The following is a 26680-nucleotide window of genomic DNA, read 5'->3' as shown; positions in this document are numbered from 1 at the left end:
CACCTAACTTTATACATGAAAAAAACCAGCCAGGAAACCTGACCGGTTAATATATTTTTATTCTAAAATCTGTCAACCTATTTTAGGACGACTCAGTCTAAAGTCTAAATTCTAAAGTCTAAAGTTGAAAGTCCAAAATCAAAAATCAAAAATCATAAATCCAGAATATTTAAAACCAAAGCAAATGTATTTGCGTAAATGCCTTGTATAAACAAAAAACATTTAATTATGAAAACCACCAAATTTTTATCAATCGCAATTGCATTACTATTCGGAACTGCCGTATTTGCACAAAAAGAAAAAACAGTAATGGTAGGAGGAGCTCCAATGTATCCTTCAAAAAACATTATTGAAAATGCAATAAATTCAAAAGACCATACCACATTGGTAGCAGCAGTAAAAGCAGCAGGTCTTGTAGAGACTTTGCAGGGAAAAGGACCTTTTACCGTTTTTGCTCCAACAAATGAAGCTTTTGCCAAATTGCCTAAAGGAACCGTTGAGACTTTGTTAAAGCCGGAAAACAAATCAAAATTGCAATCCATCTTAACCTATCATGTGGTAGCAGGAAAAATGAGTTCAGCTGATATTGCTAAAGCCATAAAGAAAGGAAACGGAAAGGCTGTGCTCGCAACTGTTCAAGGCGGTAAGCTGACGGCATGGATGGATGGTAAAACTCTTTATATCACAGATGAAAACGGAAATAAGTCAAAAGTTACTATTGCTGATGTGAATCAGTCTAACGGAGTTATTCATGTGGTTGATACTGTAGTGATGCCAAAAGCATAATTCAAACTAGATACTATTTTTGAATTATAAATGAAAAATCCCGATACAATCGGGATTTTTTTATTTTATAAAATAAGTCTTAACGAAGAACAGCTCCAAGCTCTGTTTCGAGATTGTTCTTTAATTTGCCCATAATCTTGTCAATCTGGGCATCTGTAAGGGTTTTTGAACTATCCTGAATAATAAAGCTAACCGCATAGGATTTTTTACCTTCAGGAAGGTTTTTGCCTTCATATACGTCAAACAGATTGATGTCTTTGAGTAAAGATTTTTCAGTCTGGCGTGCAACAGTGTAAATAGAATCAAATGCTACATTCTGGTCAACCAAAAGCGCCAAATCTCTCCTTACCTCAGGATATTTAGGAATATCGGTAAACTTAATTTTGTTTGAAATCAATTTCAAGATTGAATTCCAGTTAAAGTCGGCAAACAAAACTTCCTGCTTGATGTCAAAATGTTTAAGAACCGATTTTTTTACTGTTCCTAACTCTACAATGATATCGTTTCCAACAGCAATGGCAATTCCTTCTGCAAATACGTCAGATTCAACCGGCTTGTTATTTGTTTTTTCAATCCCCAGCCTTGACAGGATTCCCATTACATAACCTTTGAATAAGAAGAAATCCGAAGGTTTTTGAGGCGTATTCCAGCTTTCTCTCAAACGATTTCCGGTTGTAAACAGGGTAAGGTGTTTGTTTTCGGTATATCCGGAAGGTAGTTTGTGATATGATTTCCCGAATTCAAACAATTTTAAGTCTGAATTTTTTCGGTTAATGTTATAAGAAACAGCTTCTAATCCGGAGAATAGTAACGACTGTCTCATTGCCGACAAATCATTGCTCAACGGATTCATGATTAATACGTTGAATTCTTCGCGAAGCATTTCAGATAGTTTTACATATTCCGGTGAAGTAAGCGAATTGGCCATCATTTCATTGAATCCCTGTGAATTCAATTGGGTAGCGATAATATTCTGCACCTTATAATCTTCTGTTCTTGCCGCATTGGAAACAGTAGCGTTGAATTTTTTAGTGAAGTTGATATTATTATAGCCGTAAACTCTTAGTATTTCTTCAATCACGTCAATTTCACGTTGCACGTCAACGCGATAGGAAGGTATAATCAGACCTAATCCCGCATCCGATACGCTGTTTACTTTTATGTCAAGCGAAACCAAAATCTTCTTGATGGTTTCTTTAGATATTTCCTGTCCGATAATTTTTGTTGCTTTTGCAAAATTCAGGAATACAGGGAAATCTTCGATCTTTTTTGGATAGATATCAATAATGTCAGAAGTAATTTCGCCTCCGGCTACTTCCTGAATCAATAATGCCGCACGCTTTAACGCATATTCGGTAATGGTTGGGTCAATGCCTCTTTCAAAACGGAAAGAAGCATCGGTATTCAATCCGTGTCTTTTGGCAGATTTTCTGATACAAACCGGATTGAAGTAAGCACTTTCCAGGAAAATAGAAGTTGTGTTTTCTGAAACCCCTGAGTTTTTACCGCCAAAAACACCTGCTATACACATTGGCCCATTTTCATCACAAATCATCAGGTCTTCTTCATGAAGTGTTCTTTCAACATCATCAAGAGTTGTGAATTTTGTTCCGGCAGCTACTGTTTTTACGATTACTTTATTACCTTTTATTTTGGCAGCATCAAAAGCATGCAAAGGCTGTCCCAATTCATGCATTACATAATTGGTAACATCCACGATATTATTTTTTGGAGTCAGTCCAATAGCCTTTAGTCGGTTTTGCAGCCATTCCGGTGATTGTTTTACGACGATTCCGGAAATTGTCACACCGCAATATCTTGGTGCCAGTTTTGCATCCTCAACTTTGATATCCATCTTTAACGTCCTTTTGTCAACCCTGAAGTTGCTGACAGAAGGCGTAATCAATTCAGTATGTGCATTGGTCTGGAGCATACCGGCTCTTAAATCTCTGGCTACTCCAAGATGGCTCATTGCATCGGCTCGGTTAGGAGTCAGCCCTATTTCAAATACTTCGTCATTTTCAATACTGAAAACTTTTGATGCCGGTGTTCCCGGAGCATATTTGTCATCAAGAATCATAATTCCATCATGACTGGTTCCAAGGCCTAATTCATCCTCTGCGCAAATCATACCGTGGCTTTCCTGGTCTCTGATTTTTCCCTTTTTAATCTGGAATGAATTTCCATCTTTGTCATATAGTGTAGTTCCTATAGTAGCTACAGGCACTTTTTGTCCGGCAGCTACATTGGATGCGCCACAAACAATCTGCACCGGGGCACCGGTTCCAAGGTCTACCGTAGTTACTTTCAGACGGTCGGCATTTGGATGCTGAACGCACGTCAGGACATGGCCCACAACAATACCTTCCAAACCGCCTTTTACAGACTGGTATTTTTCAATACCTTCTACTTCCAATCCCAAATCGGTTAGGAGTGATGCGGTCTCATCAGATTTTAAATCTGTTTTGATAAATTGCTTAAGCCAGTTATATGAAATTTTCATTGTTGTTTTTGGTATTATTTTTTGTAAGGTTGCAAAGATAGGTTTTTTTGATTTTTCAAAGAATTTTAAGGCTTCTAAATTAAAGAAAAATGTCTTAAAATTATTGGAAACCGAACAATATCGGACAGGAAAATACAATGTTTCAGACTTCTAAAAATTTTGTTAAAATAATACCTGCCTGATTTTAATTTGGATATGGTAATTATTTGTAATTTTGTCTCTTTTAAATTGACTTTCCGTGGGAAAACATATTCACAAATTATCTGCTGCCGGATTATTAGTTACTTTAGGGATTATTTTTGGTGACATCGGAACTTCACCGTTGTACGTTTTAAATGCGATAGTTGGGAGCGACCCTATTAATTCCAGGGATATCGTAGGTGCCATTTCGGCCATATTTTGGACACTGACATTACAGACTACCGTAAAATATGTAATTATAACACTCCGTGCCGATAACAAGGGTGAGGGTGGAATTTTTTCTTTATATACCTTAATCAGAAAAACAAAAGTAAAGTGGCTGCTTTTTCCGGCTATTATAGGAGGAAGTACGCTTTTGGCCGATGGAATTATTACACCACCGATTTCAGTTTCTTCGGCAATTGAAGGTCTTAGGGTAATCAATCCCGACATTCCTACTATTCCTATTGTTATTGCTATTATTACCATTCTTTTCGGTTTACAGCAATTCGGAACCAAACTTATTGGTAAATTTTTCGGACCAATTATGTTTACCTGGTTCTCGATGCTCGGAATTCTGGGAGGAATCCAATTGAGTACAAACATCAATGTCCTTTCGGCTTTTAACCCTTATCATGCTTATGAACTTTTGATGAATCATAAGCAGGGATTCCTGATTTTAGGCGCTGTATTTTTATGTACGACAGGAGCAGAAGCCTTGTATTCTGATTTAGGACATTGCGGAAAAGAAAACATTCGTGTAAGCTGGATTTTTGTAAAAAGTATGCTTTTGCTCAATTATTTCGGACAGGGAGCATGGCTGATTTCACATGAAGGGAAAACCCTGAAAGAGGCCGGAGTAACGAATCCGTTTTATGCCATTATGCCGGATTGGTTTCTGCCTTTCGGAATTGGAATTGCGACTTTGGCTGCTGTTGTTGCCAGCCAGGCTATGATCAGCGGTTCGTTTACATTGATTAACGAAGCCATTCGTTTGAATTTCTGGCCAAAAGTAAAAATCAAATATCCTACAGAACTGAAAGGACAATTGTATATTCCTTCATTAAACTGGATGTTATGGATAGGTTGCGTTTTGGTGGTTTTATACTTTAAGGAATCTTCAGGTATGGAGGCCGCTTATGGTTTGGCTATCGTAATGACGATGTTGATGACAACTTCGCTTTTGAATTACTACCTGATTCTAAAAAGATACAATAAGATTTTTATTACGGTATTGATTACGACCTATGCCGTTATAGAAATTTCATTCCTGATTGCCAATCTTCATAAATTCTCAGATGGAGGTTATATCACATTGCTTATTGCAATGCTGCTCATGGCAACGATGTTTGTCTGGTACTTTGCCAGAAAAATCAGAAACCGCTACCTGGTGTTTGTTAAGCTGTCAGATTACCTGCCGGTTCTGGAAGATTTGAGCAAAGATTTGAGCGTGCCAAAATATGCTACGAACCTTGTTTATCTGACAAGTGCTGACCACAGGACTGAAATTGAATCGAAAATCATGTATTCGATTTTGAACAAACAGCCAAAACGTGCCGATATTTATTGGTTTGTCCATGTTCATGTTGTTGATGAGCCGTATACAATGGAATATCGTGTAAATGAATTTATTCACGATGATGTAATTCGTATTGATTTCAGACTTGGTTTCCGTGTGGCACCAAGAATCAGTCTGATGTTTAAAAAGGTAGTAGAGGACATGGTGAAGAATAAGGAGGTAGACGTAACCAGCCGTTATGCTTCGTTAAATAAAAACAATATCATTGGCGACTTTAGGTTTATATTGATAGAGAAATTTATTTCTTATGATAACGATTTGCCATTCTATGAAAAATGGATTTTGGACTGTTATAACATCCTGAAGAAAATGGGACTTTCAGAAGAGAAAGCATTTGGTCTCGATTCCAGTTCTGTGACCATTGAGTCGTTCCCGTTATTGATTACGGCTCCTAGAGAAATTTGCCTGACAAGGGTTGATTAATCTTGATAGAAATAAATAAAAAAGTCGAAGCATTGCTTCGACTTTTTTATGCTAATAAACCAGAACTTTATGCCTGAATATAAAAAGCTTTTGGATTATAAATTTCTATTTTACTTACATATTAAATGTTGGTACGGATTTAAGAGGTTAACGACTTTCTCTTTTACCCAAAATCACATAAACTTAGTGCTACGGGACCCTTAACTGCTTAGTAACTTTTAGCCGCAGATTAAAAGGATGACACAGATTTAAAGAGTTATCATCAAAAAGAAGATAAAAAAGAATATTCACTTCAATTACTTTCTTTGCGACACTGCGCCTTTGCGATCAACATTTTTACACAAAGATCCGGAGTCGCAATAGTGGCAATAATCACTTAAACGAGCTATTAATAAATCAATTCCTCCACATTTTTTTGAATGTTTTCAGAAATCTTCTGTGTTGGCAGGTCATTCGGGTCATTTCCGAAAGGGTCTTCAATTTCTTCTGCAATAAGCTCCAAACTCGCCAGTACATAAAAGATAAAAACAACTACAGGAATGACATAGTAGCCCAATTGGAAAACATAGCCAAAGGGTAATGTCAGTACATACGTAAAGATGAATTTTTTAATAAAGGCACTGTAGGAATAGGGAATAGGAGTGTTTTTGATTCTTTCGCAAGCACCACAGATATCAGTAAAAGATTGTATTTCGGCATTCAGGACAATGAGCTGGTCGCCGGTAATTTTCCCATCCTTATACATTTCGTTGATGCGCTGTATCATTGTTTTGGCTATCTGGTTAGGTTTGTGCTTGTAATGGTCTTGTGATAAGGTTTTATCGTCAAAAAGCTCATGGCTGATACTTTCCATCTTTAAATGCAGGTTTAGCACAGAAGCATAGGCAGGGATGATTTTCTTGAAGAACTCTTTGTCTTCTTTATCCGTCAGCATTACGGACAACTTTATAGCCAGATTACGGCTGTTGTTAACCAATGCGCCCCACATTTTTCTACCTTCCCACCAACGGTCATAAGCGGTATTGGTTCGGAACACCAATAAAAGGGAAATGACAAACCCGAGCATGTTGTGCATTACCGTTATGTTTTTCACAAGGCTATTGGCAGACAGCTTCCAGTACTCCAATTCCAGATAGGCAATTCCGGCTGAATAGAGGGCGATAAGAATCATTATCCAGAAAAGCTTCCGGAAAGTATCGCCCTTATGAAAGTAGAAGATAAACGAAAGCCATTCTTTAGGGTTGTATGAAATCATGTATTTTGAGGTTTAAGGGTTCTTAACTGATATAGTTCCAAATATTCTTCTTTTTTGACATTTCGATAAAAGCCTGACGCAGGTTCTGATGTTCCGGTTTTACCATTGGTGCATCGTCTTTTAATAACTTAACGGCACAATGTCTGGCCAATTGCAGAATTTCCCGGTCTTTTACCAAATCAGCTATTTGCAGGTTCAATACACCGCTTTGCTGGGTTCCCATAATATCACCCGGCCCACGAAGTTTTAAATCAACTTCGGCTATTTCAAATCCGTCATTAGTTTTTGTCATCGTTTCCATGCGAATTTTACTATCATTGCTTAATTTATGACCTGTCATCAGTATGCAATAACTTTGTTCCGCACCACGACCTACGCGTCCGCGAAGCTGGTGCAATTGTGACAAGCCAAAGCGTTCTGCACTTTCAATAATCATAACACTGGCGTTTGGGACATTCACCCCGACTTCAATAACGGTTGTGGCTACCATAATATTGGTTTTGCCTTGCGAAAAGCGTTGCATTTCGGAGTCCTTATCGGCCGGTTTCATTTTTCCGTGTACAATGCTCACACTGTATTTTGGCAAAGGAAAATCTCTTGAAATACTTTCGTAACCATCCATAAGGTCTTTATAATCCATGCTTTCTGATTCCTGAATCAGGGGATAAACGATATAAATCTGCCTTCCTTTTTCTATTTCGTCCCGGATGAATTTCCAGACTTTTAATCGGCTGGAGTCATAACGGTGTACGGTTTGAATGGGTTTTCTTCCCGGTGGGAGTTCATCGATTACAGAAATATCAAGGTCGCCATATAAACTCATGGCCAATGTTCTTGGAATTGGTGTTGCCGTCATGACCAGAACGTGAGGAGGAATTTCGTTCTTTTTCCAAAGTTTGGAACGTTGTTCTACTCCAAAACGATGCTGCTCGTCAATAATAGCAAGACCTAAATTATGGAATTTCACTTTGTCTTCTAACAGGGCATGAGTGCCAATAAGGATATGCAAACTGCCATTTTCCAGTTCTTCATGAATGATTTTTCTATCTGAAGTTTTAGTGGAACCTGTTAGCAATTTGATATTTATATTCAAAGGTTTAGCCAATTCCATCAATCCGTTAAAATGTTGGTTTGCCAGAATTTCTGTAGGTGCCATAAGACAGGCCTGAAATCCGTTGTCAAGTGCCAATAACATGCTCATTAAAGCCACAATAGTTTTTCCGGAACCCACGTCACCTTGCAGTAAACGGTTCATCTGTGCGGGATTTCCCATATCGTTCCGGATTTCTTTCAGCACTCTTTTTTGAGCATTAGTCAGGTCAAAAGGCAAATGATTGTTATAGAAATCATTAAAATAGACGCCTACTTTTTCAAAAGGATGCCCTTTGATTTTATTCTTTCGAATCAGATTTTTTGTAATGAGCTGCAGTTGTATAAAAAACAATTCTTCAAATTTTAATCGGAATTGTGCTTTGGCCAGTAAGTCAGGGCTTTTAGGGAAATGGATGTTGAACAGCGCAGCATTTTTTGGAATCAGCTTTAATTCTTCCAGAAGATAATTAGGCAGTGGCTCCTTAAAAGCGGCTTGCGTTTCAATAAAAAGCTGTTGCATGATTTTGTTAATCGTGCGGTTTGAAATTCCTCTTTGGGTCAGTTTCTCCGTAGAAGGATAAACGGGTTGCATGGCAGAACGAAGGTTCTGCTCATGTTCTGCAAGCAATTCCATTTCGGGATGTGCCATATTGAATTGGCCATTGAATGAAGTACATTTCCCAAAAATAACATATACGGTATTCAGCTTTAAATTTTCACGTATCCATTTTTGTCCCTGAAACCAAACCAGTTCCATTTCTCCCGTTTCGTCAACAAAAGTAGCAACAAGGCGTTTTCCTTTTTTTTGCTCAACGGTTTTGATGTGGATAATCTTTCCAATGATCTGGACTTCAGCATTGGTATTCTGCAGTTCATTTATTTTGTAATAACGTGTGCGGTCAATATATCGGTTTGGGAATAAATTTATCAGGTCTCCATATTTGTGAATGCCTAATTCTTTGCGAAGCAATTCGCCGCGGGCTGGCCCGACGCCTTTTAGGTATTCAATAGGGGTTTCTAATAAATTGTTTTGCATTGCTATATGAAAACACGAATATAAGCCATTAATTGAAAACTATAAAATGGTATTTTGATTGGAAAACAGATTCCTCAATTGCGGTTTTGATTTATAAAAGTAAGATTTTGGCTAAAGAAAATGATATATTTGAAATTTAGAAATAGGAATCAAAATTATGGCAAAACCTATATATATCCTGGGAACAGGTCTTTCACATAACGGTTCGGCAGTTTTACTCAAAGACGGGCGTGTTTGTGTAGGTATCGAAAAAGAACGTTTGAGCCGCAAAAAGCATGATGGAGGTAATGACACGCTGGCGATACAATATTGTCTGGATGCTGAAGGAATAGGATTAGATGACCTTGCTCTTGTAGTTCAATGTGCCAATTTTGACATCCCGAACCGGAATTATTTTAAAGGAGAGCGGATTTTTTCAGGTCATGAAAAAATCAGGATTATAGATATTTCTCATCATTTAGCCCATGCCTACAGCGCAGTAGGAACTTCTCCTTTTTCGGAATGCAATGTGATGGTAATTGATGGTTGTGGAAGCCCACTTGAGCAGTTTTTAAAATTGCATCCCGAGCAGGAGAAACAGATTGCTCCTGAATATTTAAACGAGGTAAGGATGCTTTGTGAAAAAGATAGCTTTTATCATTTTGACGGACAAAAGTTAGTGCCTTTAGTCAAGGATTTTAGTGTAATGTCGAATCAATCCGGTAACTTTTCACTACCTACGACCCAACACTCTATTGGTGGTTTTTATGCGTCCGTAAGCAATTATGTTTTTGGCGATATGGATGATGTGGGCAAGTTGATGGGATTGGCTCCGTATGGGAAATCCGGCATATATGATTTTGAGGCTTTTGAATTTCAATCGGGAAATTTATTTGTTAAGGAAGATTGGAAGAAAAAATTTGATAATCCGTCAACCGGATATGAATATTTTAAAGAACATTTTGAATACTATGCCAACATTGCACGCTGGGCACAGGAACAGGTAGAAAAAGGCGTATTGCAGTGCATCCATAACCGGTTGGAAAAGTTTCCCCATTCCAATCTTTGCTATACCGGAGGTGTAGCACTTAATGCCGTGGCCAATGCAAAACTGCAGGATTCCGGAATTGTCCGCGAAATTTATTTTGAGCCTGCTGCCGGAGATAATGGTCTGGCTTTGGGTTGTGCTTATTATGGCTGGTTAGAATATTTGAAAATGCCAAAAATGCCTCATGATGGCAGCACCTGTTTTGGGAGGCCGTATTCTGAAGCAGAAATTGATGCTGCATTCCAAAAAGAAGAAAACAAAAAATATGTCCCGAAAAGAATACCCAATGAAGAGGAGTTGTTGGATTATTGCGCAGCAAAACTAAAAGAAGGAAAAACCATAGCCTGGTTTCAATCCGGTTCAGAGTTTGGGCCAAGAGCTTTAGGGAGGAGGAGTATTCTAGCACATCCCGGTATTGAAAAAATGAAAGACCATATTAATCTGGATATTAAGTTTCGGGAAGATTTTCGCCCTTTTGCACCGGCTGTATTGAAATCTAAAGTTGGTGAATATTTTGAATCGGCACGTTATAGTCCGTATATGATTCTGGTTGACAGAACGCGTGAAATACATTATAAAGAATTAAAAAATGTCACGCATGAAGACGGTTCGGCCCGGGTACAAACCGTAGAAGAAAGCTGGAATCCCAGGTTTGCCAAGCTTATAGAAGCCTTTTATAAGAAGACAGGTATTGCCGTTTTGCTTAATACCAGCCTGAATAAGAAAGGGATGCCTATAGTTGAAACGCCAGAAGAAGCACTCTATTTGTTTGGAATAACAGACCTTGATGTGCTGGTTATGGAAAATACGGTGGTCGAAAAATAATTAGCTTAGCGGCTCTGCGCCTTTGCGTGCAATTTTCTCTCGCAAAGGCGCAGAGTTGCAAAGATGGAGAAGTGGGATAGTTCTTTCTTTCTTTCTTTCTTTTAGCTTATTCCAGAGTTTTTAATAGTTCTAAGGCGGCAGGCGTATTCATGCGTTGCAGTTCGGCTATCATCAGTCTTTTTTGTTCGTCACTTATGGTGGCTTCCGGTTTTATAAATCCGTCAGGTTTGGCTTCTTTGAAGAATAATTCGTCCGTCCATGCATTTCTTAATCCGTCAATAACTAAATGAATGCGGTCTGCATTGCCACGATTGGCAACAGAATGCGTAAAATTAGCGTCAATATACCAACATTCGCCTTCATTCATCACTAACCGGTTTCCATCCAAAATAAATTCGACTTCGCTGTTGGTAATTACCGGGATATGCAATCTAAAACAGCCATCTTCATAACCAAGACAATTGTCGCTGTGTGGTTTCACTTCGGCACCAACAGCCAGTCGTAATAAACGGACAGCTGTTTTTTCAAATAGTAAACTATCAAGGATTTCTTGGAAATAGGTACAGGAATTTAAAATTTCAGTAGGTACCAGTTTTTCAGAAACGGGCGAGGCATAAATCTGGTCTGATTTTCCACTTTCAGACATTAGGGCTATGGAAGTCCATTCGCCTGTATAATCCCTGGCATTATAATGGGCTGTCCAATTTTTATCAATAATTTTACTAAGGTCGTTTTTAAGCCTTTCGGTATCAAAAAACAATGGGAATTTTATGGAGCGTACTAAATTTTCCATGGTGCTATTCTCTTAACCATTTTGTCATTACAGGAAAAGCCTGCTTTCCTTCTTTTAGGGCACGTTCTTTTCTATAAGCCAAACCTGCCCATTCCAGCAATGGCAATCCGATATAATTCTCACTGTCGAAATTAGAAATCAGCCACTCAGAATTATCCTTATAGCCATTAGGATGAAATACAAATTCTACAGGCAGTTCTATATGTTTTACAGCGGCATAAGACCAAAGCATGGCTGCGATTTCTTCTCCCTGTGTGGGCCATTCCGGAGCCATTTGTTGGGTTCCTGCAACATTTCTTTCTGCGGGGGTAGCAACAGCCAGATGCCCTGCTTCGTGTAACAGGTCGCCGGGATATTTTAGCTTTTCGTAATCGACATAGATAACTCCGGGACCCAAAGCCAATCCGGGAAGGAAAGTACTGTCATCCAGTTTTTTTTCAGTAACCGGTATACCAATTCCCTCCAGGAATTGAACTGTTTTTTGCAAATCAGGATTTTTATCAACCATAATTATGATAGGTTTTTGCGATACAATATAGCAAATCCATCGCAATCCGAATCAAAAAAGTTCTTCAGAAAGGAACAGCAATTGTTTCTGAAACCTTCGTAACTTTGAAATCAAGATATTTTTAAAATGAGACGATTACTATATACTTTCCTTCTTGTTCCTTCTTGTCTTTTTTCACAGCAGTTCCAAAAGGTTGATTTTAAAACCTTAAATGCTACGCTTGCTTTAGATCCATCCCATAAAAAAATATCGGGACAAGTGACCTATACCTTTGAAGTACTTTCAGCCATTGACACTATCCGTATTGATGCCAGGAATATGGCTTTTTCAAATCTGAAGGTTAACAATGCCGTTACGGAATTTAAAAATTCAGGTAAAGAATTGCAGCTCTACAAAGGCTTTAAGAAAGGGAAAAATACGCTGACATTTGAGTATGAAGCCTTTCCGAAGCAGACATTGTATTTTATAGGAGAAAAGGAACACCTTCAAATATGGACACAGGGACAAGGGAAATATACCAGCCATTGGCTACCGAGTTTTGACGAAGTAAATGAAAAAGTCGTCTTTGGATTGAGTATTTCATACGACAAAGATTTTGAAGTCTTGTCTAATGGAAAATTAAAAAGCGTGTCGGATAAAGGAAATGAAAAACAATGGGAGTACCAGATGGAAAAGCCCATGAGTTCCTATCTAGTCATGCTTGCTATTGGAAAATTTGCAAAACAAACCGAAACGACTGCCTCCGGTACGCCTTTGGAAATGTACCTTTCTAAAGAAGATGCTTCAAAATTTGAATATACCTACAAATACAACAAGGCTATTTTTGACTTTCTTGAGAAAGAAATAGGAGTCAGATATCCATGGGGAATTTACCGTCAGGTTCCTGTAAGAGATTTTTTGTATGGCGGAATGGAAAATACGACAGCCACTATTTTTTCTGAGGATTATGTGGTGGACGAAATAGGTTATAATGATAGGAATTATATTAACGTAAATGCCCACGAACTGGCCCATCAATGGTTTGGAGACTTAATTACGGCCACTTCAGGAAAGCATCATTGGCTGCAGGAAGGATTTGCAACCTATTATGCTCTACTGGCAGAAAGAGAGCTGTTTGGAGAAGACCATTTTAACTGGCAGCTTTATGAAATCGCCGAAAGGCTGCAACAGGCCTCTAAAACTGATACGATTCCGCTGCTAAATGAAAAAGCAAGTTCTCTAACATTCTATCAAAAAGGAGCCTGGGCCTTGCATGTACTAAGAGAAAATATAGGCGCAAAAAACTTTAACAAGGCCGTTAAAAAGTACCTTGAAAAATATGCATTTAAAAATGTCAGTACGGCTAATTTTTTAGCAGAAATTAATGCTGTCTCTAATTATGATACCAGGAAATTCCAACAGGTTTGGCTTGAACAATCCGGATTTGAAGTAGCAGAAGCTTTAGGAATATTGAAGAAAAATAAATTCATTGAACAATATTTAAATGTACTTTCAATGGCAGAAAAGCCTTTGGCGGAGAAACAGCAGGTCTTTGCGGAAACAATAGTATCTGATGTCTATTATCCGGTAAAGGAAGAAATACTTTTTCAGTTACAATCTGTAGATTTTTCTGAAAAGGAACCTATTATCAGACAGGCCATGCAGTCAAACAATATTAAAGTAAGGCAGGCTGTAGCAAAAACACTCAACCAGTTTCCGGAATCATTCAGGCCTGATTTTGAAACTTTTTTGGATGACAAATCGTATGTGACAAAAGAAATTGCCTTAAATGTTTTATGGTCACAGTTTCCGGATGACCGTGCCAAATATCTTGACAAATCCCGTAACTGGATTGGCATGAATGATAAAAATCTTAGAATCCTATGGCTCACAATGGCCCTGGCAACAAAAGATTTTGAACCTGAACACAAACCTGCTTATTATGATGAACTCTTAGATTATACTTCACCTGATTATGAGAGTTCAATTCGACAGAATGCCATAACCAATCTTTTGTATATAAATGGGAATGACACAAATGTTTTAAAAGCGCTTGTCAATCCGCTGACCCATCACAAATGGCAGTTTTCCAAATTTGCAAGAGATAAAATACGGGAACTGACCAAAAAAGAACGCTACAGATTATACTATTTAGAACTTCTGCCATCATTGCCGGATAATGAGAAAGCTATTTTGGAAAAATTGTTAAATCCATAGGATTGTTAAAGTTCGTCTCAATTTGATAGAATAGCATTATTTTTAGAGAAAAATCATTGCAGATTTATGCGAGCATTAGTCATTTCGGGCGGCGGGAGCAAAGGGGCATTTGCCGGCGGTGTAGCCCAATATCTTATCAAGGAAAAAAATATCAACTACGATTTATTTATAGGCTCTTCGACCGGTAGTCTTTTGATTCCACATCTGGCCTTGAATAAGGAAGATAAAATATTCAAGCTGTATACGAATGTTGACATGGACAAAATTTTCAGTGTCAATCCTTTTATCATCAAACACAAGAAAAATCAGGAGGTGATTACTATCAATCACTTTAATGTGATTATGCAGTTTATGAAAGGCAAGCGTACTTTTGGCGAAAGTAAAAGCCTTAAGAGCTATATCGAAGATAATTTTTCCAAAGAAGAATTTGACCAATTGCAAAGTTCTTCAAAAGAAATTATTGTAGCAGTTACGAATATCACTAAAAACTGTGTAGAATATAAATCCATATTAGATTGCTGTTATGAAGATTTCTGCGAATGGATATGGATATCCTGTAATTATATTCCGTTTATGAGTCTTGTGACTAAAAACAGGTTTGAATATGCCGATGGTGGAATATCTAATGTTATCCCAATACAGGAAGCAATTAATCGGGGAGCAACCGAAGTAGATGTAATCGTGTTGGAAACGGAACATAATACGGCAGAAAAAGTAATCGGAAAAAATCCATTCTCGCTCACAATTGATTTGTTTGGGACAATTATTGACCAGGTAGAACGCAAAGATATTATCATTGGGAGGTTGGCAGCGGCAGCTAAGAATGTCAAGCTTAACTTTTATTATACGCCTACGAAGCTGACGGATAACCCATTGGTTTTTAATAAGAAAATCATGCTCGACTGGTGGCATCAGGGCTATGAATATGCTAAGAATAAGAGCGAAACCATGAGCCAGATATAAAATAAAAAAGCCTCAAATTTTGAGGCTTTTTTATTTTTACCAAAGTCCGCCGACTTCGTCTTTTATATAGGCTAATGCATTATTGCTAGGGGATTGTTTTTCCAGCAGTTCATTTAGCACCGCTTCCCGTAATTTATTGGCAGTATCGACTTCAGGATTTAAAGCTGCTTTTCGAATCATCTGGATTGTGGCATTTTTTGCAGTTGTGATGATAGTCCAGCACTCGTCTGACAGATAGATTTGTTGTGTAAGATTGTGTTCAAATTCATTTTCAATATGCATGACAACCAGATTTTGATAGTCCATTTTGTCACTTGAATTTGGAGCAATACGAATTAACAGGTTGGATGGGTTGATTCTTTCTAAAAACAGGGCCATTCTTTCATAAGCCTGTAATCGGATTGGAAGGGCACTTTTTTGTGCATCTCTTTGTATTAAATATCTGCGGCGTCCTTCTTCGTTTTTTGTGTGTAGTTTAAAAAAGTAAAAAGCTACGCCACCGGTTATTACTGCGGGTAAGGTATAGCTTAATAGCTCAATTATTTTGGTTGTGTCCATAGAATTTTATTTAAAGAAAACAAAAATAGAATAAATTAAGTATAGTTGATAGTTTATTTATTAGTTGATAGTGTATAGTTGATAGTGTATAGTTTGGTAACGTAGAGGTTAAGTTAATTAGTATTTAATTTTGAATTGTTATAAAAATGTTTTTAATATAAATATTTGTAATTTTATCTTGAATAATATAACTTGAATTTAAAAATAAATTAATTTATGAAAAAAACGCTACTGTTTTTAACTTTCGGATTATTGACGTTATCCGGAATAAAAGTTCAAGCCCAAAATGTACTTACTGTTTTTGATGAGATTTTATTTTATGACGGATATGCCACAGTCGTAAATTTTCCGACTCCCAATGGTGTTATTCGCCATAGAAATGATTTGTATGCCAAAAGAATTAATGGAGGATTACAGGTGCCTTATGGATCTTCCATGACTATTGAGGTAACTATTAAAGCGGCATGTGATAATTATGACCGTATAGGAAATGTGAATCTTGTTTTGGCTCCCAAAGGATTGGTGAGTTATAACCCCGATAACGTACGACGAATAGAATTAGGCCGGTTTATTACTCCTTTTATGAATAAAAACAGATTGCCGGATGAAGTTCCATATACTTTTACTGTAGATAATCTGTCACAAATATTAAATGATCCCGGTTTAAATGCATCTTATGATTTTTGGATGGAACTGGAAGTTTTTGGAGTTCCGTATGCTGCAAATACTGAGGTTGCCGGATGTTCTGGTAGAAATGATGTGTTTTTTGGTACATTGAAGCTTGTCTCAGATGGGACACCAACAACTTCATTACCTGCTTTTTTACTGCCATTGAATTTTAAGAAATATTTGAATAATTATAATGAAAATGCGACGGATGTCGTAGGCCAGACCGTAAGGACTATAAATTTTAATATTCCTAATCCTATCACAGATGCAAAATTTTATCTGATAACTTCAAATCATGGTGCTAACAGTGGAGGAGAGGAATACAATAGAAGATTGCATTATATCACATTTGATGGTACTCCTGTATTGACTTATCGTCCCGGAGAACCCACTTGTGAGCCTTATAGAATTTATAATACACAAGGTAATGGGATTTATGGGCCAGCACCAAGAACGGAGGCGCAATGGCAGTCTTTTAGTAACTGGTGTCCGGGTTCTATTATTCCAATCAGGGAGATTTCTGTAGGCAACCTGAATGCCGGGCAGCACTCATTCAAGATTGAAGTGCCGGAGGCTGTTTTTGCGAATGGTCAGGGAGATTTTCCTGTTTCATTATATCTGCAGGGAACAGGACAGGCTCTTGATATTAAAAAGTTTGAGTCCAATGTCTATAGCCTCTTGCCAAACCCGACAAGAAATGTGGTGGCAATAGAAACGAATCAGGAGGTGAAGGGCTATGCTGTTTTTAGCCTGTTAGGACAAGAAATAGCAAGAGGAACTAGTAAAACGATAGACCTTTCAAGGGTTGCCCAGGGAACCTACCTTGTTAGAATAGAATTTATGAATGATGAAATTGCTACTCAAAAAATCGTAAAGCTATAGACAAAACAGGATAATTATTATTGACATACAACCTGCTGTTTTTCTTCAAAAATCCAATTATTTTTCTACAATCTAAATGCGTATTTTTGCAAGAGAAAAAGAATAAAAATGCAGCATTATATAAGCCAGCTTAATGAAGCTCAACAGGCGCCTGTCCTTCAGAAAGACGGGCCAATGATTATTATTGCAGGAGCAGGTTCTGGGAAGACAAGAGTATTGACCATTCGTATTGCGTATCTGATGCATCAGGGTGTTGATGCTTTTAATATCCTGGCCCTCACGTTTACGAACAAGGCAGCACGTGAAATGAAAAAGCGTATTGCCGATATAGTGGGATCGAGTGAGGCAAAGAACCTTTGGATGGGAACTTTCCACTCTGTTTTTGCAAGAATTTTACGTTCAGAAGCGGACAAGCTTGGTTATCCTTCTAACTTTACAATTTACGATTCTCAGGATTCCGTAAGGTTAATAGGTGCCATTATCAAGGAAATGCAGTTGGATAAAGATGTTTACAAGCCAAAACAGGTATTGGGACGGATTTCATCTTATAAAAACAGCTTGATAACTGTCAAGGCTTATTTTAATAATCCGGAATTGCAGGAGCAGGATGCCATGTCAAAAAAACCGCGTCTGGGTGAAATCTACCAAAATTATGTGGACCGTTGTTTTAAAGCCGGTGCTATGGATTTTGACGATTTGCTATTGAAAACGAATGAATTGTTGACTCGTTTTCCGGATGTTCTGGCAAAATATCAGGATCGTTTTCGTTATATTCTGGTTGATGAGTATCAGGATACCAACCATTCTCAATATTTGATTGTACGTGCCTTATCAGATAGGTTCCAGAATATCTGTGTTGTTGGAGATGATGCACAGAGTATTTATGCTTTCCGCGGAGCCAATATTAACAATATCCTAAATTTCCAGAAGGATTATGACGGAGTAAAAACCTACCGTTTGGAACAGAATTACCGTTCCTCAAAAAATATTGTAGAAGCGGCGAATTCTATTATTGACAAGAACAAAACAAAACTGGATAAGGTGGTTTGGACTGCCAATGCTGACGGGCCAAGGATAAAAGTACACCGAAGCCTTACAGATGGTGAAGAAGGAAGATTTGTTGCCAGTGAGATTTTTGAAAAAAAGATGCAGCTTCAAATGATGAACGGGCAGTTTGCCATTTTGTACCGTACGAATGCGCAGTCACGTGCTATGGAAGATGCTCTCAGAAAACGTGATATTCCTTACAGGATTTATGGAGGGCTGTCATTCTATCAAAGAAAGGAAATCAAGGACGTACTTTGTTACCTGAGGTTGGTTATCAATCCAAAGGACGAAGAAGCACTGGTACGTGTGATTAATTATCCGGCCAGAGGAATAGGAGATACGACTGTTGAAAAACTGACAATTGCAGCAAATCATTACAAGCGTTCGATTTTTGAAGTAATGGAACATATCGACAAGATCGATCTTAAATTGAACTCGGGAACGAAGTCAAGGATACAGGATTTTGTCACAATGATTAAGAGCTTCCAGGTCATCGACCAGAACCATGACGCATTTTATCTGGCGGAGCATGTAACCAAAAAAACCGGACTGATTCAGGAACTGAAGAAAGATGGTACGCCGGAAGGTATTGCAAGGCTTGAAAATATTGAAGAATTGCTGAATGGTATCAAAGATTTTATTGAAGGTCAGAAAGAAGTTGATGGGGCAAGAGGAGCATTGTCAGAGTTTTTGGAAGATGTTGCCCTCGCAACCGATTTGGATAAAGATACGGGAGACGATGACCGTGTAGCTTTAATGACCATTCACCTGGCTAAAGGGCTTGAATTTCCGTATGTTTTTATTGTGGGAATGGAAGAAGACCTGTTTCCGAGTGCAATGAGTGTCAGCACACGAAGCGAATTGGAAGAAGAAAGAAGACTTTTTTATGTGGCACTCACCAGAGCAGAACACCAGGCTTACCTGACCTATGCCCAGTCACGTTATCGCTGGGGAAAATTAATGGATTCTGAACCATCACGATTTATAGATGAAATTAAGGGCGAATATTTAGAATATCTAACCCCTACAGAAAGCAATTATCGTTACAAGCCGATGATTGACATGGATATTTTCGGTGATGTAGACAAATCAAAGCTGAGGTTGTCAAAACCGGTTAATGGCACACCACCAAAAAGATACGATGATGACGAACCTTCACCTAATCTGAATATTCGAAAGTTAAAACCTGTTGCTTCTAATCCGCCAACAAGTTCAGGTAGTTCAGCATCAGATACTAAATTGAATGTTGGCAATATTGTGATGCACGAACGTTTTGGAAAAGGGCAGGTGCTGAATATTGAAGGTGCCGGAGCAGACAAAAAAGCAGAAATCAAATTTGAAGTAGGAGGAATTAAGAAATTATTGCTTCGTTTTGCAAGACTTGACATATTGTCGTAACTTTAAATAAGATACGAAGCTATTTGTTTCAAGATAAACTTTGTGTCCTTGCGGGCTTTGCATGAAATAGTTTCTCGCAAAGTATTTAAGTTCCCAAAATCACTAACTTTAAATATAAAATGACAGCATATGGCTCAGTTTATAAAAATATACCCTCAAAATCCGAATGAAAAAGAAATCGCGAAAGTGGTCAAAGTACTTCGGGATGGAGGATTGGTGATTTATCCAACGGATACGGTTTACGGACTCGGATGTGACATTACCAATACAAAAGCATTGGAACGCATTGCCAAAATCAAAGGTATCAAACTGGAAAAGGCTAATTTCTCATTTGTCTGCCATGATTTGAGCAACCTTTCTGATTATGTGAAACAGATCGATACTTCTACATTCAAATTATTGAAAAGGGCATTGCCGGGACCGTATACTTTTATCCTTCCGGGAAATAACAATCTTCCAAAGGAATTCAAGAAAAAGAATACAGTAGGTATTCGTGTGCCTGATAATTCAATTGCACTTGAAATTGTAAAACAGTTAGGAAACCCGATTGTGTCTACATCTATTCATGATGATGATGATGTGATAGAATATACCACCGATCCGGAATTGATTTTTGAGAAATGGCAAAATATTGTGGATGTGGTGATTGATGGGGGTTATGGCGATAATCAGGCTTCTACCATAATTGATTTATCCGGAAGCGAACCTGTAGTAGTCAGAGAAGGGAAAGGAAGTATAGATATTTTATAATCTGTGTGAGTTTTTTCGCAAAATTTTGGCTGTTGCGATAAATAATTCCTAAATTAGCAGTACCAATTATTAAGAATCCTACTAGTGATAACGATTTATACCATATGCTATTCTTAATTTAAATATTTAATTGGTTATTAATAAAAAAAATTAGGGATACATAAAAAGCAGGCTTTTGGGCCTGCTTTTTCATTTATTCTTTATTCTGATGGCTTATTGTTTTGCCGTCATATTTTTCATTTCTTTTTCGATCATATCATAGAACTGGTCGATTTTTGGCAATACCACAATTCTGGTTCTTCTGTTGATTGATCTGTTTTCAGCTGAATTATTATCAACTAATGGAATGTATTCGCTTCTTCCCGCAGCAATCAATTGTTTTGGGTTTACGTTCAATTCCTGTAATACACGGATGATTGATGTAGAACGTTTTACACTCAAATCCCAGTTATCAAGCAAAATTCCGTTTGATTTGTAAGGAACATTATCAGTGTGTCCTTCAACCATACATTCAAAATCAGGCTTGCTGTTTACTACTTTAGCTACTTTAGCCAATACTTCTTTAGCCCTGTCACTTACAACATAGCTACCGCTTTTGAAAAGAAGCTTGTCTGCAATAGAAATGAAAACCACTCCTTTTTCAACGTTAACCTGAATGTCCGGATCGCTGATACCAACAGAACTTTTTAAACTGGTTACCAAAGCCAATGTTACAGAGTCTTTTTTCGTTAAAGCATCCTGAAGACGTGTAATTTTTAAGTCTTTTTCTTTCAGGCTCTCTAATGATTTTTCAAGATTTTCAGCTCCTTTTGAAGACAAGGTAGTCAGGTTCCCCATATTGTTGATCAAATCAGAATTGTTCTTTTTCAGGAAATCGATTTGATGCGCCAATGCGTCTCTCTCTGTCAAGCAGGTATTCAATTTTACTGTGGCAGTGTTTAGTAAGTCTTGAATTTCTTTGTTTTTAGCTTCTAATTCAGCAATCTTCTTTTTTGAACCACACGAAGTCAGCGTGAATGCTGCAATCGAAAGTATAAAAATGACTTTTTTCATAGGTTTCGGTTTTAAAATTTTAACAAATTTAAGGATTAAAAATAGGGTTTCAAGTTTAACAAGTATAAACTATTGTTAAAATTTGTTTTCAAAAACCTTGCCTTTTTTGACGAAATAGTAATAGGTAATACTCTTAATTTTGTAGTAATTGTTGTATTGTTTTGATTCTCTTTTGTTTAAGAATCTGAAAAATTTTAAATAAAAATAAAAATGAGCTTTGAGGATTGCCCAAAGATGGGAGAACTTACCTTCCGTCATAAATTTAATTCCGGCAAGCCCATCTTGCGCAAGGCGTAGGAAAAGGACAGGGAAGAGCTTATTTTTTGGCAGATTTTTGAGCATCATCCAAAGCGAATTGCGGAAATTAAGGAATGTTTTATGCGGATTTGAATCTTTTAAAGTCGCACCGCCCACATGATATACTGTAGATTTTCCACAATATTTTACTTTTAAATTTTGATTGAAAGCACGCCAGCAAAGATCAATTTCTTCCTGATGGGCAAAAAAGTCTTCATCAAAGCCATCTAAGTTTCTGTAGATTTCTTTACGTATAAAAAAGCAGGCACCGGAAGCCCAAAAGATATCAATACTATCATTGTATTGACCCTTATCTTTTTCCAATGTCTGGAATATTCTTCCTCTGCAAAAAGGGAAACCGTATTTGTCAATAAATCCGCCACCGGCACCGGCATATTCAAACATTTGCTTGTTTTTGTAGTCTAATATTTTGGGCTGGATGATAGCTGTTTCGGGTTCGCTGTCAAACAAATCGATTACCGGTGTCAACCAATTTTCAGTTACTTCAATATCAGAATTCACCAGGGCATAATATTCTTCTTCTACAAATCGGAGTGCCTGATTGTAACCTTTGGCAAAACCAAAGTTGTCTGTATTTTGAATAATTTTGACAGACGGGAAAGTATTTTTTATAAAAGTAACAGAATCGTCTGATGAGGCATTATCAGCTACATAAATAGTGGCCTCGGAAGAGAATTGCACAACGGAAGGCAGAAATTCCTCAAGCAGTTTTTTTCCGTTCCAGTTGAGTATGACGATTGCTGTTTTTTTCATGACTGTTGTTTGCTTCATCTAATTGAAAGCAGGAAGTTCTTTTAGAAAATTATATTTTTCGTTTTGGTAATCCATCTGGCAAAAATAATGATTGAGTCCATTTGTTACCATTAAATATTCCGACTCCAGTACCATATTATAACGGGCAATCTGGTCGAAGGTGGTTTGGTTTATGACAATATCTGTTGATTTGCATTCTACTAACAGAAATAATTTGCCATTGGGTTGGAAGACTACTACGTCATAACGTTTTACAAGTCCGTTAATTTTGATGACTTTTTCTACGTTAATATACGATTTCGGATATTTTTTTTCCTGCAGCAGGTATTGTACTACGTTTTGACGAACCCATTCTTCCGGTGTCAGGATAATAAACTTTTTTCGGATTTCGTCAAATATGGAAATCCGTCCTTCTGTATTCCTAAACCGAAAATCATAGGAGTTGAAATTGAGTTGCTGCATGAATGCAAAGTAACAAAATTCTGGTTTAAAAATTCATTACGAATCCACATCCCAACTGTTTCCCATTATAGAATGGAGCCATCATTACTGTAGATTTGGTTTCTTTTTCTCCAAAAAATGTTCTTTTGATGTAAGGATGCAGCCAATAAGCTACTTTGGTACTGAGGATTCCTATTCCGGCTCCGGCAGCAACATCAGTAAGCCAGTGACGATCGTTGTAAATACGGAATAGCCCGGTTCCTGTAGCTATTGCATAACCTGTGATGCCATACCATATGGAGACATCTTTATATTCCTGCCATAAAAATTCAGCCCCGGCAAAGGCAGTAGCCGTATGTCCGGAAGGAAAAGAATTGTTGGAACTTCCATCAGGCCTTTCAACCTTGGTGATGCCTTTGAGGCTTAATACTGTTCCGCTCATTAGCAGATAAGATGTACCTAAAATAATAGAACGGTCTTTGAAGTTGTGTTTTCCTTTGATTCCTAAAGCATTTAAACCATACACAGATACAAAAGGGGCATATTGTGTAAAGTCATCTATGGTTATTTTTTTATCAATATCTTCATTAACTTCTTCTTTGATTTCAGAGTTGAATCCTTTGAGCCAGTCGCTTTCTAGTCCAATAACACCATATCCTATAAGGGCTCCCGGTATAATTAAGGATTTGTAGTTAAATTTCAGGCTGTCTGGTTTTAAGACCGGGATAGAATCTGTTACGTTTTGTTGGGCATAAGTCGCTATTGCATTGCAGACAATACATAATAGCACGATTTTTTTAGACATAATTTAAGATTATGAAGGTTACTTTCAGATTTAACGCAACGGGAGAATTTTAATTGAAAGGCTGTAGCTACTTTAATCAAATCTTAAGGATTGGGTTTATGAACTTTTTTGCCTGCTATTTTTAAATCTTAAATATTTGTACATTTGGCATTGAAATAGGATGTAGAATGTAACAAATAAGCAATATTTAGAAGAATATTGAAGCATTGATGTATTAATTGTATTCTGCCAATTTGTAAGCAATGAGGATTCAGGACTATGAATTATAAGCAATATCCCGTACATCCGGCCCTTAAAAACTGGATACGTTATTTCTGGAGTTATGATGTTTGCACATCGGCTACAGAAGCTTTGCATATCCGTTCTTTTGCTGACCGTTATCCACGACTTGTTTTTCAGGATATTTGTTCATTTTCGCCTATTAAAGACGCTCAAGGCACTATAAAGCCTATATGTTATTTAAGTGGCGTAGATACTCAGCCAACTGATGCTTATTGGGAGAGTCATTTTTCTCATTTTGGGGTAAGTTTCCAACCGCATGCCTTACATTTCCTTTTTGGTATAAATGCTGCTGAACTGACCAATCAGACGCCTGATATCCAGCTCCTGGACAAGACTGAAATCCCAGTTTTATTATTAAACGCTAAAAATCACCTTGAAAGAGTTTCGATACTCAGCGAATATTTTTATAAAAGAACATCGAAATCAAAAGGAGATGTGGTTATTGACCATCTTTTCCTTGGAAATTGGGCAGATCGTTTGGATAATGAAAAAAATCTGGCAACAATTGCTTCTCACTATCAGATTTCAGAACGGCAGCTGCAACGCAGGTTTAAACAAAATGTTGGTGTATCTGCCCGAAAATTTGCCAGGGTTGCAAAATTTGAAAAGTCATTACCGGCCCTGTCGTTGGCAGATTATGGGAGCCTTACCCAGTTGGCCTATGATCTTGAGTATTCAGATCAGTCTCATTTTATAAAAGATTTTAAATTATTTTCCGGCCTTTCTCCTTATGAATTTGTCAAGCAATCCAGCCTGGGTTCTGAAAGTGCCTCCTTTATTTATATTGAAGAATTGGCCTGATGTCGTTCTGATACAATTCTGTTCGCATTTCTGATTTTAATTTTGAAAAAGATTTTTGTTTTAACCCAGAGATAATCTGAAATAAATCTTTAACGATTAAAATCATTACTGTAACTATGAAAACAAGGAAAAAGAAAATTACTAGTTTGTTTATTGTGACCATGATATCGATTGCTTATACAGCATGTTCCAAGGATGATGGAGGTTCGGAAGATGTGCCAAATGCTTCAACACATACATTGGTTTTGAAAGCGGAAACTTCTTCAGGTTCAACACTCAGCCATCTTTTGTATGGTTATGATTCCAGGCTGACTACAGTATCGGGCCTGGGCGTAACCACCTGGACAAGTCCGGAAATTGCTTTACCGGAAAATGCGAGTGTAGCAAATTTTACAGCGAATGGAGTAGGAGTAGATGCTGCTTCTACTTTGAAAGTACAGGTATTTGTAGATGGTGTTTTAAAAAAAGAGGAGACGGTTACAGGGACAATTCTGACCGCACGTATACAGCACAACCTCAGATAATATCATCATTTTAACTGGCAGCTACCTACACTGTCATGGATTTGGGACTTATTGCTGTTTTGGCAATAAGTTCTTTTTTTATATAATCATTAAAAGGATTTGAGAATAGGTCTAACCCCAAAAAAAACTCAAATACAAATAATGTGAGCTTTTGTATTTTTTTTGATAGTTCTGCTATTAAAGCCTTATTTTTGGGTTTTGATAAATACCAAATATAAAAGCAGTGGATGAGGTTGTAAAAATTGTCAATGATATTAAGGCAGGAAACATTAAGCCAATTTATTTCCTGATGGGCGAGGAGCCTTATTATATCGATAAGCTTACGGAATATATGGAAGCAAACCTTCTTTCTGAAGATGAGAAAGGTTTTAACCAGACCGTGCTTTATGGAAGGGACGTGTCTGTTGACGATATAGTTTCTACGGCAAAACGTTATCCTATGATGGCAGAGCGGCAGGTAGTTATTGTAAGGGAAGCACAGGAACTTTCGCGAAGCATTGACAAACTGGAAAGTTATGCTGAAAATCCGATGCCTACGACGGTGCTGGTCATTGCCTATAAATATAAAACACTAGACAAAAGAAAGAAACTGACCAAGTTTTTAGATAAGACCGGTCTTGTATATGAAAGCAAGAAACTGTATGAAAATCAGGTAGGCGACTGGCTAAAACGGGTGTTGGCCGGAAAAAAATTAAATATTGAGCCTAAAGCCGCGGCAATGTTGGTTGATTTTTTAGGTACAGACTTAAGTAAAATAGCCAATGAATTGGATAAATTAGCCATTATTTTACCACAAGGTAGTACCATAACACCGGAAGTGATTGAAGAAAATATTGGTTTCAGCAAGGATTTTAATGTATTTGAACTCCGTAAGGCGATTGGCGAGCGTAACATAAAAAAAGCCTATCAGATAGCACAATATTTTGCAGACAATCCGAAAGACAACCCATTGGTGTTAACAGTAGGACAGACTTTTGGTTTTTTTGTCCAATTGCTCAAATACCACGGTTTGAAAGATCGCAGCCCAAAAAGCGTTGCTTCTGCTTTAGGTATTAACCCTTTTTTTGTGAAGGAATATGATGTGGCTATTAAAAATTACCCAATGAAAAAAGTAAGCCAAATTGTTGCTTCTCTTCGGGATATTGATGTTAAAAGTAAGGGAGTTGGAGCCAATGGGTTGCCGCCCGGTGATTTGATGAAAGAAATGCTGGCAAATATTTTCAGTTAAAAGAA

Annotated in this window: 21 protein-coding genes; 11 read left to right on the top strand and 10 right to left on the bottom strand. The window is 37.5% G+C overall.

What is annotated here, in order from left to right; all coding sequences use genetic code 11:
* Positions 1 to 228: 228 nt before the first annotated feature.
* Entirely contained in the window at positions 229 to 786 is a 558-nt protein-coding gene (locus B0G92_RS14155) for a fasciclin domain-containing protein (protein WP_101472706.1), read from the top strand.
* A 79-nt stretch (positions 787 to 865) separates the two neighbouring features.
* Here the strand turns inward: B0G92_RS14155 and pheT are convergent, their stop codons facing one another.
* Entirely contained in the window at positions 866 to 3289 is a 2424-nt protein-coding gene (gene pheT, locus B0G92_RS14150; RefSeq protein ID WP_101472721.1) for a phenylalanine--tRNA ligase subunit beta, read from the bottom strand.
* Positions 3290 to 3527: 238 nt separating this feature from the next.
* Here pheT and B0G92_RS14145 point away from each other — a divergent pair, with 238 nt between their 5' ends.
* Positions 3528 to 5471, top strand: coding sequence for a KUP/HAK/KT family potassium transporter (locus B0G92_RS14145; protein WP_101472705.1), 1944 nt, complete (start codon positions 3528 to 3530; stop codon positions 5469 to 5471).
* 388 nt (positions 5472 to 5859) lie between these two features.
* Here B0G92_RS14145 and B0G92_RS14140 read toward each other — a convergent pair whose 3' ends face one another.
* Both B0G92_RS14140 and recG read right to left on the bottom strand, forming a co-directional pair.
* Complete coding sequence (locus B0G92_RS14140; protein ID WP_101472704.1) at positions 5860 to 6726, bottom strand: bestrophin family protein; 867 nt, start codon at positions 6724 to 6726, stop codon at positions 5860 to 5862.
* Between the two features lie 22 nt (positions 6727 to 6748).
* The gene (recG, locus tag B0G92_RS14135; protein ID WP_101472703.1) at positions 6749 to 8854 is read right to left on the bottom strand and encodes an ATP-dependent DNA helicase RecG; all 2106 of its coding nucleotides are present in this window, start codon (positions 8852 to 8854) and stop codon (positions 6749 to 6751) included.
* A 157-nt stretch (positions 8855 to 9011) separates the two neighbouring features.
* On the opposite strand from recG, the gene B0G92_RS14130 reads away from it, so the two are divergent.
* A complete protein-coding gene (locus tag B0G92_RS14130) occupies positions 9012 to 10706 on the top strand; it encodes a carbamoyltransferase family protein (protein WP_101472702.1) in 1695 nt (564 codons plus the stop codon).
* A 106-nt stretch (positions 10707 to 10812) separates the two neighbouring features.
* On the opposite strand, the gene B0G92_RS14125 is transcribed toward B0G92_RS14130, so the two are convergent.
* Both B0G92_RS14125 and B0G92_RS14120 read right to left on the bottom strand, forming a co-directional pair.
* Entirely contained in the window at positions 10813 to 11499 is a 687-nt protein-coding gene (locus B0G92_RS14125; protein ID WP_101472701.1) for an aspartyl/asparaginyl beta-hydroxylase domain-containing protein, read from the bottom strand.
* A gap of 4 nt (positions 11500 to 11503) precedes the next feature.
* Complete coding sequence (locus B0G92_RS14120) at positions 11504 to 12007, bottom strand: hypothetical protein (RefSeq protein ID WP_101472700.1); 504 nt, start codon at positions 12005 to 12007, stop codon at positions 11504 to 11506.
* Positions 12008 to 12133: 126 nt separating this feature from the next.
* Here B0G92_RS14120 and B0G92_RS14115 point away from each other — a divergent pair, with 126 nt between their 5' ends.
* Both B0G92_RS14115 and B0G92_RS14110 read left to right on the top strand, forming a co-directional pair.
* The gene (locus B0G92_RS14115; protein WP_101472699.1) at positions 12134 to 14203 is read left to right on the top strand and encodes a M1 family metallopeptidase; all 2070 of its coding nucleotides are present in this window, start codon (positions 12134 to 12136) and stop codon (positions 14201 to 14203) included.
* Between the two features lie 66 nt (positions 14204 to 14269).
* A complete protein-coding gene (locus tag B0G92_RS14110; protein ID WP_101472698.1) occupies positions 14270 to 15166 on the top strand; it encodes a patatin-like phospholipase family protein in 897 nt (298 codons plus the stop codon).
* 36 nt (positions 15167 to 15202) lie between these two features.
* Here the strand turns inward: B0G92_RS14110 and B0G92_RS14105 are convergent, their stop codons facing one another.
* Positions 15203 to 15724 (bottom strand): DUF7935 family protein, encoded by a 522-nt coding sequence (locus tag B0G92_RS14105; protein ID WP_056073153.1) that lies wholly within the window; start codon positions 15722 to 15724, stop codon positions 15203 to 15205.
* A gap of 216 nt (positions 15725 to 15940) precedes the next feature.
* Here B0G92_RS14105 and B0G92_RS14100 point away from each other — a divergent pair, with 216 nt between their 5' ends.
* The 3 genes from B0G92_RS14100 to B0G92_RS14090 all read left to right on the top strand — a co-directional run bounded on the left by B0G92_RS14100 (position 15941) and on the right by B0G92_RS14090 (position 20470).
* Positions 15941 to 17275, top strand: a complete 1335-nt coding sequence (locus B0G92_RS14100; protein ID WP_101472697.1) for a peptide-N-glycosidase F-related protein — start codon at positions 15941 to 15943, stop codon at positions 17273 to 17275.
* 108 nt (positions 17276 to 17383) lie between these two features.
* Complete coding sequence (locus tag B0G92_RS14095; protein ID WP_101472696.1) at positions 17384 to 19720, top strand: ATP-dependent helicase; 2337 nt, start codon at positions 17384 to 17386, stop codon at positions 19718 to 19720.
* A gap of 129 nt (positions 19721 to 19849) precedes the next feature.
* Positions 19850 to 20470 carry an L-threonylcarbamoyladenylate synthase gene (locus tag B0G92_RS14090; protein ID WP_056073159.1) on the top strand — a complete coding sequence of 207 codons (621 nt, stop codon included), beginning with the start codon at positions 19850 to 19852 and terminating at the stop codon, positions 20468 to 20470.
* A 213-nt stretch (positions 20471 to 20683) separates the two neighbouring features.
* Here B0G92_RS14090 and B0G92_RS14085 read toward each other — a convergent pair whose 3' ends face one another.
* The 4 genes from B0G92_RS14085 to B0G92_RS14070 all read right to left on the bottom strand — a co-directional run bounded on the left by B0G92_RS14085 (position 20684) and on the right by B0G92_RS14070 (position 23840).
* Positions 20684 to 21523 carry an OmpA family protein gene (locus B0G92_RS14085; RefSeq protein ID WP_101472695.1) on the bottom strand — a complete coding sequence of 280 codons (840 nt, stop codon included), beginning with the start codon at positions 21521 to 21523 and terminating at the stop codon, positions 20684 to 20686.
* Between the two features lie 75 nt (positions 21524 to 21598).
* A complete protein-coding gene (locus B0G92_RS14080) occupies positions 21599 to 22594 on the bottom strand; it encodes a glycosyltransferase family 2 protein (RefSeq protein WP_101472720.1) in 996 nt (331 codons plus the stop codon).
* An 18-nt stretch (positions 22595 to 22612) separates the two neighbouring features.
* On the bottom strand, positions 22613 to 23056 hold the full coding sequence (locus B0G92_RS14075) for a type I restriction enzyme HsdR N-terminal domain-containing protein (protein WP_056073165.1): 444 nt from the start codon (positions 23054 to 23056) through the stop codon (positions 22613 to 22615).
* A 25-nt stretch (positions 23057 to 23081) separates the two neighbouring features.
* Positions 23082 to 23840: a phosphatase PAP2 family protein gene (locus B0G92_RS14070; protein WP_101472694.1), complete on the bottom strand. Its 759-nt coding sequence runs from the start codon at positions 23838 to 23840 to the stop codon at positions 23082 to 23084.
* Positions 23841 to 24098: 258 nt separating this feature from the next.
* Between B0G92_RS14070 and B0G92_RS14065 the strand changes: the two genes are divergently transcribed.
* From B0G92_RS14065 to holA, 3 genes are all read left to right on the top strand, one after another.
* Positions 24099 to 24923, top strand: a complete 825-nt coding sequence (locus B0G92_RS14065) for a helix-turn-helix domain-containing protein (protein ID WP_101472693.1) — start codon at positions 24099 to 24101, stop codon at positions 24921 to 24923.
* 116 nt (positions 24924 to 25039) lie between these two features.
* Positions 25040 to 25447 carry a hypothetical protein gene (locus B0G92_RS14055; RefSeq protein ID WP_143395050.1) on the top strand — a complete coding sequence of 136 codons (408 nt, stop codon included), beginning with the start codon at positions 25040 to 25042 and terminating at the stop codon, positions 25445 to 25447.
* 223 nt (positions 25448 to 25670) lie between these two features.
* Positions 25671 to 26675: a DNA polymerase III subunit delta gene (gene holA, locus B0G92_RS14050; RefSeq protein ID WP_101472690.1), complete on the top strand. Its 1005-nt coding sequence runs from the start codon at positions 25671 to 25673 to the stop codon at positions 26673 to 26675.
* Positions 26676 to 26680 lie beyond the last annotated feature (5 nt).

Source organism: Flavobacterium lindanitolerans (assembly GCF_002846575.1).
Lineage (GTDB): Bacteria > Bacteroidota > Bacteroidia > Flavobacteriales > Flavobacteriaceae > Flavobacterium > Flavobacterium lindanitolerans.
Note: the sequence above shows the minus strand (reverse complement) of the source record. Positions and strands in the feature narration are given on the sequence as shown.